General features: G+C 62.5%; 26 protein-coding genes. All 26 read left to right on the top strand.

The annotated features are described in order from the left end of the window. Positions 1-3 precede the first annotated feature (3 nt). The 26 genes from rplD (at position 4) to rpsM (ending at position 13691) form a co-directional block, all read left to right on the top strand. A complete protein-coding gene (rplD, locus tag E3O49_RS13180) occupies positions 4-654 on the top strand; it encodes a 50S ribosomal protein L4 (protein ID WP_134365615.1) in 651 nt (216 codons plus the stop codon). Then, positions 654-956, top strand: coding sequence for a 50S ribosomal protein L23 (gene rplW / locus E3O49_RS13175; RefSeq protein WP_104100968.1), 303 nt, complete (start codon positions 654-656; stop codon positions 954-956). Before rplD ends, rplW begins: the two co-directional genes overlap by 1 nt. A gap of 25 nt (positions 957-981) precedes the next feature. Then, positions 982-1821 (top strand): 50S ribosomal protein L2, encoded by an 840-nt coding sequence (gene rplB, locus E3O49_RS13170; RefSeq protein WP_104100967.1) that lies wholly within the window; start codon positions 982-984, stop codon positions 1819-1821. Between the two features lie 9 nt (positions 1822-1830). Further along, positions 1831-2112 carry a 30S ribosomal protein S19 gene (rpsS, locus tag E3O49_RS13165; RefSeq protein ID WP_066597628.1) on the top strand — a complete coding sequence of 94 codons (282 nt, stop codon included), beginning with the start codon at positions 1831-1833 and terminating at the stop codon, positions 2110-2112. A gap of 26 nt (positions 2113-2138) precedes the next feature. Further along, positions 2139-2504 carry a 50S ribosomal protein L22 gene (gene rplV / locus E3O49_RS13160; RefSeq protein WP_104100965.1) on the top strand — a complete coding sequence of 122 codons (366 nt, stop codon included), beginning with the start codon at positions 2139-2141 and terminating at the stop codon, positions 2502-2504. Continuing rightward, positions 2504-3265, top strand: a complete 762-nt coding sequence (rpsC, locus tag E3O49_RS13155) for a 30S ribosomal protein S3 (RefSeq protein ID WP_134363322.1) — start codon at positions 2504-2506, stop codon at positions 3263-3265. Before rplV ends, rpsC begins: the two co-directional genes overlap by 1 nt. 2 nt (positions 3266-3267) lie before the next feature. Continuing rightward, positions 3268-3687 (top strand): 50S ribosomal protein L16, encoded by a 420-nt coding sequence (gene rplP, locus E3O49_RS13150; protein ID WP_104100963.1) that lies wholly within the window; start codon positions 3268-3270, stop codon positions 3685-3687. Then, the gene (gene rpmC, locus E3O49_RS18870; protein WP_134365616.1) at positions 3687-4025 is read left to right on the top strand and encodes a 50S ribosomal protein L29; all 339 of its coding nucleotides are present in this window, start codon (positions 3687-3689) and stop codon (positions 4023-4025) included. The genes rplP and rpmC overlap by 1 nt, the downstream gene beginning before the upstream one ends. 2 nt (positions 4026-4027) lie before the next feature. Further along, a complete protein-coding gene (rpsQ, locus tag E3O49_RS13140) occupies positions 4028-4327 on the top strand; it encodes a 30S ribosomal protein S17 (RefSeq protein WP_134365617.1) in 300 nt (99 codons plus the stop codon). Between the two features lie 33 nt (positions 4328-4360). Beyond that, positions 4361-4729 (top strand): 50S ribosomal protein L14, encoded by a 369-nt coding sequence (gene rplN / locus E3O49_RS13135; protein ID WP_134365618.1) that lies wholly within the window; start codon positions 4361-4363, stop codon positions 4727-4729. Between the two features lie 3 nt (positions 4730-4732). Next, positions 4733-5092 carry a 50S ribosomal protein L24 gene (gene rplX, locus E3O49_RS13130; protein WP_134365619.1) on the top strand — a complete coding sequence of 120 codons (360 nt, stop codon included), beginning with the start codon at positions 4733-4735 and terminating at the stop codon, positions 5090-5092. Further along, positions 5092-5694, top strand: coding sequence for a 50S ribosomal protein L5 (gene rplE, locus E3O49_RS13125; RefSeq protein ID WP_134365620.1), 603 nt, complete (start codon positions 5092-5094; stop codon positions 5692-5694). Before rplX ends, rplE begins: the two co-directional genes overlap by 1 nt. 119 nt (positions 5695-5813) lie before the next feature. After that, positions 5814-6212 (top strand): 30S ribosomal protein S8, encoded by a 399-nt coding sequence (rpsH, locus tag E3O49_RS13120; RefSeq protein ID WP_134363327.1) that lies wholly within the window; start codon positions 5814-5816, stop codon positions 6210-6212. A 6-nt stretch (positions 6213-6218) separates the two neighbouring features. Next, on the top strand, positions 6219-6755 hold the full coding sequence (rplF, locus tag E3O49_RS13115) for a 50S ribosomal protein L6 (protein WP_134365621.1): 537 nt from the start codon (positions 6219-6221) through the stop codon (positions 6753-6755). A gap of 2 nt (positions 6756-6757) precedes the next feature. Continuing rightward, positions 6758-7129, top strand: a complete 372-nt coding sequence (gene rplR / locus E3O49_RS13110; RefSeq protein WP_134365622.1) for a 50S ribosomal protein L18 — start codon at positions 6758-6760, stop codon at positions 7127-7129. Between the two features lie 35 nt (positions 7130-7164). Beyond that, on the top strand, positions 7165-7836 hold the full coding sequence (rpsE, locus tag E3O49_RS13105) for a 30S ribosomal protein S5 (protein WP_134365623.1): 672 nt from the start codon (positions 7165-7167) through the stop codon (positions 7834-7836). After that, positions 7836-8018 (top strand): 50S ribosomal protein L30, encoded by a 183-nt coding sequence (gene rpmD / locus E3O49_RS13100; RefSeq protein WP_174235710.1) that lies wholly within the window; start codon positions 7836-7838, stop codon positions 8016-8018. Before rpsE ends, rpmD begins: the two co-directional genes overlap by 1 nt. After that, on the top strand, positions 8018-8575 hold the full coding sequence (gene rplO, locus E3O49_RS13095; RefSeq protein WP_134365624.1) for a 50S ribosomal protein L15: 558 nt from the start codon (positions 8018-8020) through the stop codon (positions 8573-8575). The genes rpmD and rplO overlap by 1 nt, the downstream gene beginning before the upstream one ends. Positions 8576-8673: 98 nt before the next feature. Next, positions 8674-9996: a preprotein translocase subunit SecY gene (secY, locus tag E3O49_RS13090; protein WP_134365640.1), complete on the top strand. Its 1323-nt coding sequence runs from the start codon at positions 8674-8676 to the stop codon at positions 9994-9996. Further along, positions 9993-10598: an adenylate kinase gene (locus E3O49_RS13085; protein WP_134365625.1), complete on the top strand. Its 606-nt coding sequence runs from the start codon at positions 9993-9995 to the stop codon at positions 10596-10598. Before secY ends, E3O49_RS13085 begins: the two co-directional genes overlap by 4 nt. 92 nt (positions 10599-10690) lie before the next feature. After that, entirely contained in the window at positions 10691-11521 is an 831-nt protein-coding gene (gene map, locus E3O49_RS13080; protein ID WP_134365626.1) for a type I methionyl aminopeptidase, read from the top strand. Between the two features lie 262 nt (positions 11522-11783). Further along, positions 11784-12113, top strand: coding sequence for a PTS sugar transporter subunit IIB (locus E3O49_RS13075; RefSeq protein ID WP_134365627.1), 330 nt, complete (start codon positions 11784-11786; stop codon positions 12111-12113). 4 nt (positions 12114-12117) lie between these two features. Beyond that, entirely contained in the window at positions 12118-12558 is a 441-nt protein-coding gene (locus E3O49_RS13070) for a PTS mannitol transporter subunit IIA (protein ID WP_134403194.1), read from the top strand. Between the two features lie 188 nt (positions 12559-12746). Beyond that, a complete protein-coding gene (gene infA / locus E3O49_RS13065; protein WP_022883252.1) occupies positions 12747-12968 on the top strand; it encodes a translation initiation factor IF-1 in 222 nt (73 codons plus the stop codon). Positions 12969-13034: 66 nt separating this feature from the next. Further along, positions 13035-13148: a 50S ribosomal protein L36 gene (gene rpmJ, locus E3O49_RS13060; protein WP_035834639.1), complete on the top strand. Its 114-nt coding sequence runs from the start codon at positions 13035-13037 to the stop codon at positions 13146-13148. Between the two features lie 168 nt (positions 13149-13316). Next, positions 13317-13691 (top strand): 30S ribosomal protein S13, encoded by a 375-nt coding sequence (rpsM, locus tag E3O49_RS13055; protein WP_134365629.1) that lies wholly within the window; start codon positions 13317-13319, stop codon positions 13689-13691. The last annotated feature ends 16 nt before the right edge of the window (positions 13692-13707 follow it).

Genomic DNA, 13707 nt, shown 5'->3' with positions numbered 1-13707 from the left:
CTGATGGCTACCGCACTCGACATCATCGACGGAACCGGCAAGAAGGCCGGCACCGTTGACCTGCCCGCCGAGATCTTCGACGTTCAGACCAACATTCCGCTGATCCACCAGGTCGTCGTTGCGCAGCTCGCTGCCGCACGCCAGGGCACTCACAAGACCAAGCGTCGTGGTGAGGTCTCCGGTTCCGGCCGCAAGCCGTTCAAGCAGAAGGGAACCGGTCGCGCTCGTCAGGGCTCGATCCGCGCCCCTCAGATGACCGGTGGTGGCATCGTCCACGGACCGACCCCGCGTAACTACGAACAGCGCACCCCCAAGAAGATGATCGCGGCAGCACTGCGCGGCTCACTTTCGGACCGCGCCCGTGGCGACCGCCTCCACGTCGTGACGGCGCTCTTCAGCGCCGAGACGCCCAGCACCAAGGGCGCCATCGCACTGCTCACCCAGATCGCCAGCAGCAAGCACGTGCTGGTCGTCCTGGAACGCACCGATGAAATGACGCTGCGCAGCATCCGCAACCTGCCGACGGTGCACGTTCTGCCGTGGGACCAGCTGAATGCCTATGACGTGCTCGTCAGCGACGACATTGTCTTCACCAAGGGCGCGTTCGACGCGTTCGTGGCGAGCAAGACCAAGAAGGAAGAGGTGTCCGCATAATGGCTACCCCGATCAACAAGGATCCCCGCGACGTCATCATCGCTCCGGTCGTCTCTGAGAAGAGCTATGGCCTGATCGACGAAGGCAAGTACACCTTCATCGTGGACCCGCGCTCGAACAAGACCGAAATCAAGCTCGCGATCGAAAAGATCTTCAAGGTAGAGGTCGCTTCGATCAACACCATGAACCGGATCGGCAAGACGCGTCGCACGAAGTTCGGTCAGGGTAAGCGCAAGGACACCAAGCGTGCCATCGTCACGCTCAAGTCCGGTTCCATTGACATCTTCACGGCCGTCGGCTAAGCGGCGCGGACTAGAGGAATAAGAAATGGCTATTCGTAAGTTCAAGCCCACGACTCCTGGTCGTCGCGGTTCATCTGTTGCGGACTTCGCAGAGATCACCCGTTCGACCCCGGAGAAGTCCCTGCTTCGCCCCCTTTCCAAGACCGGTGGCCGTAACAACCAGGGTCGCATCACCACCCGTCACATCGGTGGTGGCCACAAGCGTCAGTACCGTCTGATCGACTTCCGTCGTAACGACAAGGATGGCGTCAACGCCAAGGTCGCTCACATCGAGTACGACCCGAACCGTACGGCGCGCATCGCGCTCCTGCACTTCATGGACGGTTCCAAGCGCTACATCATCGCCCCGAACAAGCTGAACCAGGGCGACATCGTAGAGTCGGGCGCCGGTGCTGACATCAAGCCCGGCAACAACCTGCCGCTGAAGAACATCCCCACCGGTACCATCATCCACGCGGTCGAACTGCGTCCGGGCGGTGGCGCCAAGATGGCCCGCTCCGCCGGATCATCCGTTCGTCTCGTTGCGAAGGATGGCATCTACGCCCAGCTGCGCCTGCCGTCCGGAGAAATCCGCAACGTCGACGCTCGCTGCCGCGCCACGATCGGCGAGGTCGGCAACGCCGAACAGTCGAACATCAACTGGGGCAAGGCCGGCCGTATGCGTTGGAAAGGCGTTCGCCCGACCGTTCGTGGTGTTGCCATGAACCCGGTCGACCACCCGCACGGTGGTGGTGAGGGTAAGACGTCCGGTGGACGTCACCCCGTCAGCCCCTGGGGCCAGAAAGAAGGGCGCACCCGCCACCCGAACAAGGAAAGCGACAAGCTCATCGTTCGTCGCCGTACCGTCGGCAAGAAGCGTAAGTAGGAGTAGACGATGCCACGCAGTCTCAAGAAAGGCCCGTTCGTTGACGACCACCTGCTTCGCAAGGTTGTCAAGGCGAACGAAGCCAGCAGCAAGAACGTAATCAAGACCTGGTCGCGCCGTTCGATGATCATCCCCGACATGCTCGGGCACACCATCGCGGTTCACGACGGACGCAAGCACATCCCGGTGTTCGTCACCGAGAGCATGGTCGGGCACAAGCTCGGCGAGTTCGCGCCCACCCGCACCTTCCGTGGTCACGTGAAGGACGACAAGAAGGGCCGTCGCCGCTAACGCGGGGACGTGAAGGAGGATAAGAAATGGTGGAGTCGATCGCACGCGTGCGTCACATCCGCGTTACCCCCCAGAAGGCTCGTCGCGTTGTCAACCTGATCCGCGGCAAGCAGGCCTTCGAGGCCCTGGGAATTCTGAAGTTCGCGCCGCAGGGTGCGAGCGATCCGGTGTACAAGCTGGTTGCTTCGGCAATCGCGAACGCCCGGGTAAAGGCCGATGCAGCCAACACCTTCCTGGACGAGCAGGATCTGTTCGTCAGCCAGGCATTCGTTGATGAGGGCACCACCCTCAAGCGTTTCCAGGCCCGCGCACAGGGTCGCGCATTCCAGATCAAGAAGCGCACGAGCCACATCACGGTTGTGCTCGCCACTCCTGAGGAGGGTACGAAGTAATGGGTCAGAAAGTAAACCCCTATGGCTTCCGTCTGGGAATCACGACCGACCACGTGTCGCGTTGGTTCTCTGACAGCACGAAGCCGGGCCAGCGTTACAGCGACTTCGTCGCTGAAGACGTCAAGATCCGCCGCCTGTTGAGCACCAGCCTCGACCGCGCCGGCGTGTCCCGCATCGAGATCGAGCGCACTCGCGACCGTGTCCGCGTGGACATTCACACCGCCCGTCCGGGCATTGTGATTGGCCGTCGTGGCGCGGAGGCCGAGCGCATCCGCTCCGACCTCGAGAAGCTCACCGCCAAGCAGATCCAGCTGAACATCCTCGAGGTCAAAAACCCCGAGGTCGACGCTCAGCTCGTCGCTCAGGGCATTGCCGAGCAGCTCTCCGCTCGTGTGGCATTCCGCCGCGCGATGCGTAAGGGCCTGCAGGGTGCCCAGCGCGCCGGCGCCAAGGGTGTTCGCATCCAGGTGTCCGGTCGTCTCGGTGGCGCTGAAATGAGCCGTTCGGAGTTCTACCGCGAAGGCCGTGTGCCACTGCACACCCTGCGCGCGAACATCGACTACGGCTTCTACGAAGCCAAGACCACCTTCGGCCGCATCGGCGTGAAGGTCTGGATCTACAAGGGCGACATCACCAACAAGGAACTCGCCCGCGAGCAGGCCAACGCTAAGTCGTCCCGCCCCGAGCGACGTGACGACCGACCGCGTCGTGCGCCCCGCGCAGAGGCAGCGGCACCGGTTGCAGCAGGAGTTGAGGCATAACCATGTTGATTCCACGCAGAGTCAAGCACCGTAAGCAGCACCACCCGGGCCGTACCGGCCATGCAACCGGTGGCACCGAGCTGTCGTTCGGCGAGTATGGCATCCAGGCGCTCACCCCCGCCTATGTGACCAACCGTCAGATCGAGTCCGCTCGGATCGCGATCACCCGTCACATGAAGCGTGGCGGCAAGGTCTGGATCAACATCTATCCGGACCGCCCCCTCACCAAGAAGCCGGCCGAAACTCGCATGGGTTCCGGTAAAGGTTCCGTCGAGTGGTGGGTCGCCAACGTCAAGCCGGGTCGTGTCCTGTTCGAACTCAGCGGTGTCACCGACATCGTTGCCAAGGAAGCGCTGACCCGCGCAATTCACAAACTGCCCTTGAAGGCACGCATCATCAAGCGCGAGGAGGGCGACGCATAATGGCGATCGGATCCAAGGAGCTCGCCCCGGTCGAGCTCGACACTTTTGAAAATGAGCGACTGTTCGACGAGCTGAAGAAGGCGAAGGAAGAACTTTTCAACCTTCGCTTCCAGTCGGCCACCGGCCAGCTCGAAAGCCACGGCCGCCTCCGCGCGGTCAAGCGCGACATCGCTCGCATCTACACGGTTCTCCGTGAGCGCGAGTTGGGCATTCGCCCGACTCCCGTGCCTGTCGAGGCTCCGGCCAAGGCTGAGAAGAAGACCAAGAAGGCCAAGCCTGCAGCTGCGTCCGTTGAGGACACCGCTGCGGTTGACGCCGACGAGACGAAGGAGGCCTAGTCATGGCGAAGACTGACGCAAAGGTCGTCGCTGTCGAGGCTGAGGCTCTCGTTCGCGGCTACCGCAAGACGCTGCGTGGTTACGTGACCAGCGACAAGATGGAAAAGACCATCGTTGTCGAGGTCGAAGACCGCGTGAAGCACCCCCTGTACGGCAAGGTCATCCGCCGTACGTCCAAGCTGAAGGCTCACGACGAGGCGAACATCGCCGGCGTCGGCGACCTGGTCCTGATCAGTGAGACCCGTCCGCTCAGCGCTTCCAAGCGCTGGCGCCTGGTCGAGATCCTCGAGAAGGCCAAGTAGGCCTCGCGCTTACTTGATAGAAGGAGTTAAAAAGTGCTTCAGCAAGAATCACGACTCAAGGTTGCCGACAACACCGGTGCCAAGGAGCTCTTGACCATTCGCGTTCTCGGTGGCTCCGGCCGTCGCTACGCCGGACTGGGCGACACGATCGTCGCCACGGTCAAGGACGCCATCCCGGGCGGAAACGTCAAGAAGGGCGACGTCGTCAAAGCCGTTGTCGTTCGCGTCAAAAAGCAGACCCGTCGTCCAGACGGTTCGTACATCAAGTTCGATGAGAACGCCGCAGTGATTTTGAAGAACGAAGGTGACCCCCGCGGCACCCGTATCTTCGGACCGGTCGGTCGCGAGCTTCGCGACAAGAAGTTCATGAAGATCATCTCGCTGGCACCGGAGGTTATCTAAATCATGGCCAGACTCAAAAAGGGTGACCTCGTTCAGGTCATCACCGGCCGCACCCAGGCCCGCGGCGGCGACCGCGGCAAGCAGGGCAAGGTCATCGCTGTCCTGGTGGAGAAGAACCGTGTCCTCGTAGAGGGCATCAACTTCGTCACCAAGCACGTTCGCGTCGGCCAGACCCAGCGCGGCACCAAGACCGGCGGCATCGAGACCATGGAGGCGCCGATTCACGTGTCCAACGTGGCCATCGTCGACCCGGAGACCAAGAAGCCGACCAAGGTCGGCGTCCGCACCGAAGAAGTAACGAAGGACGGCGTCACCAAGACGGTCCGCGTTCGTTACGCCAAGAAGTCAGGGAAGGACCTCTGATGACTGACACTGCAACTGCAGCCGCCGAAGCAGCCGTCCCGGTTATCCTGCCGCGCCTCAAGCAGAAGTACCGCGATGAGATCACCGCCCAGCTCACCAAGGACCTCGGCTTCACCAACGTCCACCAGGTTCCGAACCTGGTCAAGATCGTTGTCAACATGGGTGTCGGCGAAGCAGCTCGCGACGGCAAGATCATGGACGGGGCCGTTTCCGACCTCACCAAGATCACCGGCCAGAAGCCGCAGGTCACCAAGGCCCGCAAGTCGATCGCGCAGTTCAAACTGCGTGAAGGACAGCCCATTGGCACGCACGTCACACTTCGTGGCGACCGCATGTGGGAGTTCCTCGACCGCCTCCTGAGCCTTGCTCTTCCTCGCATCCGTGACTTCCGCGGACTGAGCGACAAGCAGTTCGACGGCAGCGGTAACTACACCTTCGGTCTCACCGAGCAGGTCATGTTTCACGAGATCGACCAGGACCGGATCGACCGTATCCGCGGTATGGATATCACGGTTGTGACGACGGCCAAGAACAACGAAGAAGGCCGCGCGCTGCTCAAGGCGCTGGGCTTCCCGTTCAAGACAGCCGAAAACACCAAGTAAAGTAGCTCTTTGGCTCCTTGTAGTAAAAATCCGGGGCTGGACAACCGTCCAGCCCCACCACGACCAAGGTCGTCATCCGTGTAACGGGTGAACGAAACCAGGCGAGAAAGGCACCACAAATGACAATGACAGATCCGGTCGCAGACATGCTGACCAGACTGCGCAACGCTAACTCGGCGTTTCACGACACCGTGTCCATGCCGCACAGCAAGCTCAAGGCGAACATCGCAGACATCCTCAAGGCTCAGGGTTACATCTCTGCCTGGGACGTCAAGGATGCAGAGGTCGGCAAGACCCTCACGCTCAACCTGAAGTTCGGTCCGAACCGCGAGCGTTCCATCGTCGGGATCAAGCGGGTTTCCAAGCCCGGCCTGCGCGTGTACGCGAAGTCGACCGAAATCCCCACCGTTCTCGGTGGCCTCGGCGTTGCCATCCTGTCCACCTCCAGCGGTCTGCTCACCGACCGCCAGGCCGAGAAGAAGGGCGTAGGCGGAGAAGTTCTCGCCTACGTGTGGTAGTCGACGATGTCACGTATTGGAAGACTCCCCATCCCGATTCCGACGGATGTCACGGTCACCGCTGAAGGCCAGCGCGTCAGCGTCAAGGGCCCGAAGGGCGAGCTCGCGCTCACCGTCGCGAACCCGATCGAGGTCAAGATCGAGGACGGCCACGTTGTCGTCACTCGCCCGAACGACGAGCGCAACTCGCGTTCGCTGCACGGACTGACCCGGACGCTCATCGCAAACCAGATCATCGGGGTGACGGTGGGTTACACCAAGTCCCTCGAGATCGTCGGTACCGGTTACCGCGTAGCCCAGAAGGGCAGCTCCATCGAGTTCGCCCTCGGCTTCTCGCACCCGGTCCTGGTCGACCCGCCCGCCGGTATCACCCTGACCGTGGAGAGCGTCAACCGCCTCACGGTCGGCGGTATCGACAAGCAGGCTGTCGGCGAGGTCGCCGCCAACATCCGTAAGATTCGTAAGCCGGAGCCCTACAAGGGCAAGGGTGTGCGTTACGCCGGCGAGATTGTTCGCCGCAAGGCCGGAAAGAGTGGTAAGTAACCATGGGTCTCGGAACTAGAGGTAAGAGCAAGGCTGCTGCCCGCGGACGCAGGCACACACGTCTTCGCAAGAAGATCGAGGGGACTGCGCTTCGTCCGCGTCTCGTCGTCACCCGTTCTGCTCGCCACGTATTCGTGCAGGTCGTCGATGACAGCAAGGGTTTCACCCTTGCTTCGGCGTCCACGCTCGAAACCGGTCTGCGCACCTTCGATGGTGACAAGACCGCCAAGGCCCGCAAGGTCGGCGAGCTCGTCGCTGAGCGTGCCAAAGCCGCCGGTATCGAAGCCGTCGTATTTGACCGTGGCGGCAGCAAGTACGCGGGACGCGTCGCTGCCATCGCCGAGGGAGCTCGAGAGGGTGGGTTGAACCTGTGAGCACTGAAACCGCTAACACAGCAACAAAGGAGAACGTGGTGGCTGCAGAGGCACCCGTCGAGACCGCTGCGTCCACGACGCCGCCGCAGAACGAGCCTCGTGAGGCTCGTCGTGGTGGCCGTGAGCGCAACCCGAACAAGGATCGCGGCAGCCGCGACGCCGACAAGAGCCAGTTCCTGGAGCGCGTTGTCACCATCAACCGCGTTTCCAAGGTGGTCAAGGGTGGTCGTCGCTTCAGCTTCACCGCTCTCGTCGTCGTCGGTGACGGCAACGGCCTGGTCGGAGTCGGCTACGGCAAGGCCCGTGAGGTGCCTACCGCCATTTCCAAGGGTGTCGAGGAAGCGAAGAAGAACTTCTTCCGCGTTCCCCGCGTCGGCCTCACGATCCCGCACCCCGTGCAGGGTGAAGCCGCAGCCGGCGTTGTCCTGCTGCGTCCGGCCGCTGCCGGTACCGGCGTTATCGCCGGTGGCCCGGTGCGCGCCGTACTCGAGTGCGCTGGCATCCACGACGTGCTGAGCAAGTCCCTCGGCTCGTCGAACACCATCAACATCGTCCACGCCACGGTCGAGGCTCTGCACCAGCTCGAAGAGCCGCGTGCGGTTGCAGCTCGTCGTGGGCTCGCGTACGAAGACGTGGCCCCGGCCCGTTTCCTGCGCGCCGACGCCGCAGCAGCAGCAGCTGCCGCAGCAGCAAAGGCAGGTGCCTGATGGCTCGCCTCAAAGTGACACAGATCAAGTCCAAAATTAGTGAGAAGCAGAACCAGCGCGACACGCTTCGCAGCCTGGGTCTCAAGCGCATTGGCGCAGTCACGATTCGCGAGGACAACTCGCAGAACCGCGGCTACGTCAACACCGTTGCTCACCTCGTAAAGGTCGAGGAGATTGACTAATGGCTGACGAGAAGGAAGCTGCCACGGCAGCCGCCAAGCCCGCCACTGCAAAGAAGGCAGCCCCCAAGAAGGCTGCCGCCGCCAAGGTCGCTGTGAAGGCTGCTCCGACCGAAAAGCGCGAGCAGGTCCTGAAGGTTCACCACCTTCGCCCGGCCGCCGGTGCCAAGAAGTCGCGCATGCGCGTCGGTCGTGGTGAAGGCTCCAAGGGTAAGACTGCCGGTCGTGGTACCAAGGGCACGAAGGCGCGCTACAACGTGCGTATCGGCTTCGAGGGTGGGCAGATGCCTCTGCACATGCGCACCCCGAAGCTGCGCGGGTTCAAGAACCCGTTCCGCGTCGAGTACCAGGTTGTCAACCTGGACAAGCTCGCGGAGCTCTACCCGAACGGGGGCGATGTAACCATCGCCGACCTGGTCGCCAAGGGTGCTGTTCGTGACAACGAGAAGGTCAAGGTTCTCGGCAATGGTGACATTGCGGTTAAGCTGAACATTGCAGTGGATAAGGTCTCCGGCTCAGCAGAGCAGAAGATCGTCGCTGCGGGTGGCTCAATCAAGTAAGTCCGTAGACGCTGAGCGAGCTTGTCGAGGCCACCAATCGAAATCTTTCGATGCTGGTCTCGACAAGCTCGTTTTTCACGTTATTAACTGGAGGCATTGTGTTCAGCGCCATCGCGCGGATATTCCGCACACCCGACCTTCGCAAGAAGATCGGATTCAGCCTGGGGATCGTTGCCCTGTTCCGACTGGGCTCGTTCGTACCTGCACCATTCGTTGACTTCCAGAACGTGCAAGCGTGTCTGGCCGCGAACCAGGGAACCAGCGGCCTCTATGAGCTCGTCAACCTGTTCAGCGGTGGCGCATTGCTTCAGTTGTCGGTGTTCGCGCTCGGCATCATGCCGTACATCACGGCCTCGATCATCGTGCAGTTGCTGCGCGTGGTCATCCCACACTTCGAGACCCTCTACAAAGAGGGCGCGTCCGGGCAGAGCACACTGACCCAGTACACGCGTTATCTCACGATCGCCCTCGGCATCCTCCAGTCGACGACGCTCATCACGGTGGCCCGCAGCGGCGCCCTGTTCGGCACGTCCGCCAGCCCCGAGTGTTCTCAGCTGCTCACCAACGACTCCTGGTACGCCATCCTGCTCATGGTCATCACCATGACAGCTGGCACCGGAATCATCATGTGGATGGGCGAACTCATCACCGAACGCGGCATCGGCAACGGCATGTCGCTGCTGATCTTCACCTCGATCGCGGCCCGGTTCCCGAACTCGCTCGGCGCGATCGGCCAGCAGAAGGGCATCGACGTCCTGCTGATCGTGCTCGCGATCGGGCTGCTCGTGGTGGCAGCCGTCGTCTTCGTTGAGCAGTCGCAACGTCGCATCCCGGTGCAATACGCCAAACGGATGGTCGGCCGACGCACCTACGGCGGCAATAACACGTACATCCCGATCAAGGTGAACATGGCCGGTGTCGTGCCCGTCATCTTCGCGTCCTCGCTGCTGTACCTCCCCGCCCTGATCGCCCAGTTCAACCAGCCCGCCGCCGGCCAGTCCCCGGCCGCCTGGGTCACCTGGGTGACGAACAACCTGACCAAGGGCGACCACCCGCTCTACATGGCGATGTACTTCCTCCTCATCGTGGGATTCACCTACTTCTACGTCGCGATCACCTTCAACCCTGAAGAGGTCGCAGACAACATGAAGAAGTACGGCGGATTCATCCCAGGCATTCGCGCCGGTCGGCCGACCGCGGAATACCTGGACTTCGTTCTCACCCGGGTGACGCTGCCCGGTTCCCTGTACCTGGGGTTGATCGCGTTGCTGCCTCTGATCGCCTTCTCCGCGATCGGTGCCGACCAGAACTTCCCGTTCGGTGGCGCCAGCATCCTGATCATCGTCGGCGTCGGGCTCGAGACGGTCAAACAGATCGATTCGCAACTCCAACAGCGCCACTACGAAGGGCTGCTCCGATGACTCGTCTTCTCCTGATCGGCCCGCCTGGCGCGGGCAAGGGCACCCAGGCCGAGCGGCTGTCCGAGGCTTTTGCCGTGCCGGCCATCTCGACCGGCGACATCTTCCGTTTCAACGTGAAGAACAACACCGAGTTGGGCGTCAAGGTCAAGGCGTTCATCGATGCCGGCGCCTATGTGCCGGATTCCCTCACCAACGAGATCGTGTCCGACCGGTTGAAGCAGGCCGACGCTGTGGCGGGGTTCCTCCTCGACGGCTACCCGCGCACCGCTGATCAGGTTCAGGAGCTGGACCGTCTGCTGGAAGCCGACGGGACCGCCCTCGACGCCGTCGTCCTGATCGTCGCCGACACCGAAGAGGTCGTCGCGCGTCTGCTGAAGCGTGCCGCCGAGCAGGGCCGCGCGGATGACACGGCCGACGTCATCCGTCACCGCCTGTCGGTCTACGAAGAGCAGACCGCACCCCTGATCGACCTGTACGGCTCCCGCGGCCTCGTCGTCACCGTCGACGGCCTGGGCGCCGTGGACGAGGTGACCGGGCGCATCCTCGCTGCCTTGGCCGCGCGCGGCCTGAACGCCACCGAAGAGGCAGCCAGCACCACCTGACCGAGATGGCGCAACCGTCTGGTTGCGCCATCCGGCCTGTCTTCGACCGGTACCACCCATCCGCACGTCCCAATCAGTTTGCAGAGATACTCATGAGCCTTCGACGTTCCATCTACAAGTCGCCGGCGCAGATGCGGCTGATGATCGCCCCGGGGCTCGCCACGGCCGCATCTCTGGATGCGGCCCGCGCTGCCATCCGGGTCGGCGCGACCACGCTCGAACTGGATGCCGCGGCGGAGGCGGCCATCGTCGCGCGCGGCGGACTGCCGAACTTCAAGCTCGAGCAGGGCTACTTCCACACGGTGTGCGCCTCGGTCAACGACGACGTGGTGCACGGGATCCCCGGCGCCCGCGTCCTCGCGGCCGGCGACATCGTCTCGATCGACAGCGGCGCGATCATCGACGGCTGGAACGGCGATGCCGCGTTCAGCTTTGTGATTCCGGATCCGGCCCGCCCCGCCGAGGTGGCCGAACGCCAGAAGCTGTCCGATGTCACCGAGCAGTCGCTGTGGCACGGCATCGCCCGGCTGGCCGTGGCGCGCCACCTCAACGAGGTCGGCGACGCCATCGAGGACTACGTCGATTCCCAGGGCGACTACGGGATCCTCACCGACTACGTCGGCCACGGCATCGGCCGGTCCATGCACGAGGCCCCGCCGGTGTTCAACTACCGGGTGCGCCAGAAGGGCCCGGACGTCAAGCCCGGCCTGGTCGTCGCGATCGAGCCGATGGTCGTGCTCGGATCGATCGAGACGTACGTGCGCGAGGATGACTGGACCGTCGCCACCAGCGACGGACGCGCCGCCGCGCACTGGGAGCACACCGTGGCCGTGCACAAGGACGGCATCTGGGTTCTGACTGCGGAAGACGGCGGTGCCGCGGCACTCGCCCCGCTCGGCATCACCCCCGTTCCCCTCGCGTAGCAGAGCCCTGCCCGCCACTTGGCCCGCCACTCCGCCAACAACTCCGTCTCCGAACGAATTCGACGGAGATTCTGCCCGGAACGGGGTGAAACCCGGCGAATGCGGATTTTTAGAACAGAATCTCCGTCGAATTGGTGAACGAGGGGGTGTGGCCCGGATGGGGTGGCTGAGGGGGCCGGCGGTTTCCTCGACGGGGGTGAAAGCGGGAAGATTGAGGTGGGGACAAATTGTCTGTCTCAGCCTCAGAGAAAAGAGCACGCCCATGAGAATCCTCGTTGTCTGTGGTGCCGGAGCGTCCAGTGCCTTCGTCGCCCACCGGGTCCGCCACACCGCAGAGTCACGCGGCCTCACGGTGTCTGTGCACGCGGGGAGCGAATCGGACCTGCCGGGCTCGCTCGGCCCGATCGACGTTCTGCTGGTCGGACCGCAGCTGGCGCCGCGCTACGAGAAGATCCGCAGCCAGGCCGTCAAGCTCGGGGTCGGAGTGGCAATGCTGGAGGCCACCGTTTTCGCCTCGCAGAACGGCGATGAGGCGCTGGACGCCGCCATCTACGCGTTCAAGTCGCGCGGCTGGGCAGAAGCCGCAAAGTAACGCAATGACCCAGCACCTTCTGGAACTGGTCAATGTGGTGACCGCGGGGTCTGCCACGACCCGGAACGACGCCATCCGTGAGGCCGGTGCGTTGCTCGTCCGTGCGGGCGCAGTGCGTGAGGACTACATCGACTCCATGTTCGAACGCGAAGCCAGCGTGTCGACGTACATGGGCAACTTTCTGGCGATCCCGCACGGTACCAACGACGCCAAGGCGTCGGTCATCCGGTCGGCCCTGTCGATCGTTCGCTACGCGGACCCGATCGACTGGGACGGCCACCCGGTGCGGTTCGCCGTCGGAATCGCCGGGCTCAACAACGAGCACCTCGAGATCCTCTCGAGAATGGCAGCCGTGTTCTCGGACGAGGGCGAGGTGCAGAGACTCCTTGACGCAGCCACCGCGGAGGACATCGTCAGGCTGCTCGACGACGTGAACGCAGAATGAGAGCACACGGATCGGTGCGGGAGAAGACCCTGAACCCGTGAATCCGTTCAGGGATTATAGGGAAGAATTGCCAAAAGGCAACTCTGTACCATAGAGTAAATCCTTGGTGTCTGATGCGCGCGTTTACGGCGTGTCAAACGCCACAATCCACGCACGACCAGCAATCAATACCCTAGCGATAGTGAGTTATGGCCAAAAAAGACGGTGTCATCGAAATCGAGGGCGCAGTAGTCGAAGCTCTTCCCAATGCAATGTTTCGCGTTGAGTTGACCAACGGCCACAAAGTTCTTGCCCACATTTCAGGCAAGATGCGTCAGCACTACATCCGCATCCTCCCTGAGGACCGCGTGATCGTGGAGCTGAGCCCGTACGATCTGACTCGCGGCCGGATCGTTTACCGCTACAAGTAACGAGTGCTGTAAGTAACGGCCCGAGGCGTTCCTGGGGTACGAAGACAGCGAATACAAGGACACATCATGAAGGTCAAGCCCAGCGTCAAGAAGATCTGCGACAAGTGCAAGGTCATCCGCCGTAACGGCAACGTGATGGTCATCTGCGAGAACCCGCGTCACAAGCAGCGTCAGGGCTAGCAGGTCGACAAGCCCGGTCACCGATTCCGGTAGCCAGGCCTGTCGAAGGCACACGTAATTGAACACAGAAAATAGCAGTGCCGGGAACCCCTCGGGGCGACACCATCGGTTGGAGGCCGATGTACAGGCACTGTTACAGACCTCCACTCATATACAGGAGAAGCCACAATGGCACGTCTAGCCGGCGTTGATATTCCTCGCGATAAGCGCGTGGAAGTTGCACTGACTTACATCTTTGGTGTTGGCCGTACGAGGGCACTCAAGACCCTCGCCGACACTGAAATCGATGGAAACATCCGAGTCAAGGATCTGAGCGACGATCAGTTGATCGCTCTCCGTGACTACATCGAAGGATCCTTCAAGGTAGAGGGTGACCTCCGCCGTGAGGTTGCCGCCGACATCCGCCGCAAGGTCGAGATCGGCAGCTACGAGGGCATTCGCCACCGCAAGGGCCTGCCCGTTCGCGGCCAGCGCACCAAGACCAACGCTCGCACCCGCAAGGGCCCGAAGCGCACCGTAGCCGGCAAGAAGAAGGCGCGCTAGGCCTCGGCCTCGCCCG

The sequence above is a fragment of the Cryobacterium shii genome (genome assembly GCF_004402595.1).
In the GTDB taxonomy this organism is placed as follows: Bacteria; Actinomycetota; Actinomycetes; order Actinomycetales; family Microbacteriaceae; genus Cryobacterium; species Cryobacterium shii.
Note: the sequence above shows the minus strand (reverse complement) of the source record. Positions and strands in the feature narration are given on the sequence as shown.

Coding starts and splice junctions, on each gene's coding strand:
- rplX (WP_134365619.1), top strand. CDS start 4,733: ATGGCCAGACTCAAAAAGGGTGACCTCGTTCAGGTCATCACCGGCCGC.
- infA (WP_022883252.1), top strand. CDS start 12,747: ATGGCCAAAAAAGACGGTGTCATCGAAATCGAGGGCGCAGTAGTCGAA.
- rplW (WP_104100968.1), top strand. CDS start 654: ATGGCTACCCCGATCAACAAGGATCCCCGCGACGTCATCATCGCTCCG.
- rplD (WP_134365615.1), top strand. CDS start 4: ATGGCTACCGCACTCGACATCATCGACGGAACCGGCAAGAAGGCCGGC.
- rplB (WP_104100967.1), top strand. CDS start 982: ATGGCTATTCGTAAGTTCAAGCCCACGACTCCTGGTCGTCGCGGTTCA.
- E3O49_RS13075 (WP_134365627.1), top strand. CDS start 11,784: ATGAGAATCCTCGTTGTCTGTGGTGCCGGAGCGTCCAGTGCCTTCGTC.
- rplO (WP_134365624.1), top strand. CDS start 8,018: ATGGCTGACGAGAAGGAAGCTGCCACGGCAGCCGCCAAGCCCGCCACT.
- rplP (WP_104100963.1), top strand. CDS start 3,268: ATGTTGATTCCACGCAGAGTCAAGCACCGTAAGCAGCACCACCCGGGC.
- rplF (WP_134365621.1), top strand. CDS start 6,219: ATGTCACGTATTGGAAGACTCCCCATCCCGATTCCGACGGATGTCACG.
- rplE (WP_134365620.1), top strand. CDS start 5,092: ATGACTGACACTGCAACTGCAGCCGCCGAAGCAGCCGTCCCGGTTATC.
- rpsM (WP_134365629.1), top strand. CDS start 13,317: ATGGCACGTCTAGCCGGCGTTGATATTCCTCGCGATAAGCGCGTGGAA.
- rplV (WP_104100965.1), top strand. CDS start 2,139: ATGGTGGAGTCGATCGCACGCGTGCGTCACATCCGCGTTACCCCCCAG.
- rpmD (WP_174235710.1), top strand. CDS start 7,836: ATGGCTCGCCTCAAAGTGACACAGATCAAGTCCAAAATTAGTGAGAAG.
- rpsC (WP_134363322.1), top strand. CDS start 2,504: ATGGGTCAGAAAGTAAACCCCTATGGCTTCCGTCTGGGAATCACGACC.
- map (WP_134365626.1), top strand. CDS start 10,691: ATGAGCCTTCGACGTTCCATCTACAAGTCGCCGGCGCAGATGCGGCTG.
- rplR (WP_134365622.1), top strand. CDS start 6,758: ATGGGTCTCGGAACTAGAGGTAAGAGCAAGGCTGCTGCCCGCGGACGC.
- rpmJ (WP_035834639.1), top strand. CDS start 13,035: ATGAAGGTCAAGCCCAGCGTCAAGAAGATCTGCGACAAGTGCAAGGTC.
- rpsS (WP_066597628.1), top strand. CDS start 1,831: ATGCCACGCAGTCTCAAGAAAGGCCCGTTCGTTGACGACCACCTGCTT.
- rpmC (WP_134365616.1), top strand. CDS start 3,687: ATGGCGATCGGATCCAAGGAGCTCGCCCCGGTCGAGCTCGACACTTTT.
- rpsQ (WP_134365617.1), top strand. CDS start 4,028: ATGGCGAAGACTGACGCAAAGGTCGTCGCTGTCGAGGCTGAGGCTCTC.
- rpsH (WP_134363327.1), top strand. CDS start 5,814: ATGACAATGACAGATCCGGTCGCAGACATGCTGACCAGACTGCGCAAC.
- E3O49_RS13070 (WP_134403194.1), top strand. CDS start 12,118: ATGACCCAGCACCTTCTGGAACTGGTCAATGTGGTGACCGCGGGGTCT.
- E3O49_RS13085 (WP_134365625.1), top strand. CDS start 9,993: ATGACTCGTCTTCTCCTGATCGGCCCGCCTGGCGCGGGCAAGGGCACC.